The organism is Longimicrobiales bacterium (assembly GCA_035764935.1).
Taxonomy (GTDB): Bacteria; Gemmatimonadota; Gemmatimonadetes; order Longimicrobiales; family RSA9; genus DASTYK01.
The window spans coordinates 1-2,639 of sequence record DASTYK010000062.1 but is presented as its reverse complement, the minus strand read 5'-3'; the positions used below and the strand labels follow the sequence as shown (position 1 = coordinate 2,639).

Sequence of the window (2,639 nt, the reverse complement as noted above, 5' to 3'; positions counted from 1 at the left end):
GCGAAGCGCTGCGGGTCGATCGTCGCGCCGTCGTCGCTCTCCAGAATCACGACCTCGACGTCGCGGCGCGCGAGCCACTGGTACGCCAGGGTAGGGAAGTCGAGCGCGCCGAGCACCACACGCGGGCGCCTGCTGTAATCGAGCGCCGAGCCGATCACGGTGAGCGCGGCGGATACGCTCGCCGCCAGCGCGATCTCCTGCTCCGTCGCGTTCAGCATGCGTGCGACGCGCCCGCGCAGCTCGGCCAGCCGGCCGAGCCAGATCTCGTACCAGGCGGACGCGCCGAGTGTGTGCCACTCGTGGTGGAACTGCGCGATGCGCGTCTCTGCGCGGCGCGACAGCGCGCCGAGCGAGCAGGAGTTGAGGTAGTTCGTCTGCGCGAGGATCGGGAACTCTGCGCGCCAGGTTTCCCAGTTCACGCGCGCAAGGTAGAGCGCGCGTCGCGCGGCCGGCAAGCGAGGCGCTGACCCGTGTTCTCGCTGCTCGACGTCGTCGCCGCACTGCCCTGGCTCGCGATCGCGATCGTACTGCCGCTGATCGTGCGGAACCGGCCGCGCCTGGAGGACGTCGCTCCCCGCGATGATGCCGATGGTCCGCTGGTGTCCATCATCGTGCCGGCCCGCAACGAGGCCGAGAACATCGGGACCTGCGTCGCGACGCTGCTCGACTCGAGCTACGCACGGCGCGAGATCATCGTGGTCGACGACCACAGCACGGACGGCACCGGCGACATCGCCCGGATCCTCGCCGAGCGTGGCGGAGGGATGGTGCGACTGGTCGAGTCGGCGCCGCTGCCGGAGGGGTGGGTCGGCAAGTGCTGGGCGTGCTGGCAGGGCTACCAGGCTGCGCGCGGCGACGTGCTGCTCTTCACCGATGCGGACACGCGCCACGACGAGGCCCTGCTCGCCCACGCCCTGGGCGCGCTGCGCGACACCGGCGCCTCCCTCGTCAGCGTCGCGCCGAGGCAGCTCATGCACGGCTTCTGGGAGCGTACGGTCCTGCCGCACATCTTTCTGCTGATCTACACGCGCTTCCGCGACCTGGAGCGCGTGAACCGCGCCCGCAACCCCCGCGACGTCATCGCCAACGGCCAGTTCCTGCTGTTTCCACGCACCGACTACGAGGCACTGGACGGCCATCGCGGCGTCAAAGGCGAGGTGGTCGAGGATCTGCGGCTGGCACAGCGGGCCGTCGAGACGGGACGTCGCATCTGGATCGCACGCGCCGACCGGCTGATGGAGACGCGGATGTACAGCTCGCTGTCCGCGATCGTGGAGGGGTGGTCCAAGAACCTCGCCATGGGCAGCCGCAACACGGTCGACGAATGGCTGCGCCCGATTCTGCCGTGGGCCGCCGGGCTGCTGCTCATCCTGCTCTGGGTGGTCCCGCCCCTGGTGCTGGGGCTTGCCTTCCTCGGGGTGGTGGACAGCGGCCTCATCCCGTGGGCCTCACTGGCCACGGGAGCCTCGGCCGTGTTCTGGCTCATCGGGTATGCGCGGATGCGGGTCCCGGTCCTGAACGCGTTGATGTTTCCCGTGGGCGGGCTCGCTGCCGGACTCCTGTTCCTGCGGTCGGCCGCCCGGGGCGGGTCCGTGGGCTGGAAGGGCCGGACCTACCAAGTCGATGGGAGCGGCGGAGTTCGCGCACCCGACACAGCCGACTCTTGAGCCGCATCGCGCGCGGGGGTAGATTTCCGGCACATCTACAACGTCCGTCCCTGCCAGGCGCGACGAAGTCCGTGCCCGACGACGAAGTCTCGACGTCGGGCGTTGAGCGCTTACGGGCAGGAGGCGGTCCTACGGTGTGGAAAGCGATGCTCAAGCGGCTGGGCTCCCATCGGGCGTACCTACCGCTCGTCGTGGGGCTCCTCGTCCTCACGTTTCTGCTGACTGCCGTCCTCGCCTACCAGGCGCAGGACGCGGACCGGCAGCACCGTGAGGCCGCCGAAGCAGCGCTGCGCGACTACACCGAGCTCGCCGCCGACCAGTGGCTCAACGAGTTCCAGCCGAATTTGATCAACGGGATCACGGGTGTGTGGGTCGCAATCAAGGGCGGCGCCCTGATTGATGACGCGAGTGCTCTCACACCCGGCACGTTGACCACGATTCTTCCGGATACCGCGCTCTGCAGGTGCCTCGATGGCGAGGAGGTCCTCGCTCGGCTCTACTTCGATGCCGAGAACAGGACTGTTGTCAGCTCGTCCGTTCTGGCGGAGAGCGATTACGACCAGTTCTGGCAAGGTGTCGAGTCTCAACCGTTCGCAAGATTGTCAGGGCGGTGGAGCGGAGCCTGGTTCGTCGTTTCCGACGGACGCTCTCCTACCGTCTTCAGCGTTCTTGCAGAGCTCGACTCCGCTAGTCGACCGGTACGCGGCGTTGCATTCCATCTCAAGCCAGAGGCGGTAGGTGATATCGCCAACTTCATATATCAGAGTCGGCCGCTCCTTTTTGGCAACTCGCCGAAAGCGCACCCGAATGATGCACTGTTCAATGTTGCATTAAGCACTCAGCAGCAACGCAGTATTTATTCGACTGAGACCGACGCGCGTCCGGCATTCGCCGCGCAGCGACAGCTGGATCCAGTTGCTGGTTCATTCGTCATGAGCGTCAGCCTCAAGGCCACCGCTCCCGACCTCCTCA

At 67.2% G+C, this 2,639-nt stretch carries 3 protein-coding genes; 2 read left to right on the top strand and 1 reads right to left on the bottom strand.

Annotated features, from left to right (window positions below; translation table 11 throughout):
• Positions 1–455 (bottom strand): hypothetical protein (locus VFU06_04850; protein HEU5208721.1); only part of this gene is annotated, 455 nt, incomplete at its 3' end.
• A gap of 15 nt (positions 456–470) precedes the next feature.
• Here VFU06_04850 and VFU06_04845 point away from each other — a divergent pair.
• On the top strand, positions 471–1,667 hold the full coding sequence (locus VFU06_04845; GenBank protein ID HEU5208720.1) for a glycosyltransferase: 1,197 nt from the start codon (positions 471–473) through the stop codon (positions 1,665–1,667).
• A gap of 146 nt (positions 1,668–1,813) precedes the next feature.
• Positions 1,814–2,639, top strand: an 826-nt coding sequence (locus VFU06_04840) for a hypothetical protein (GenBank protein ID HEU5208719.1), incomplete at its 3' end; no start/stop codon positions are given.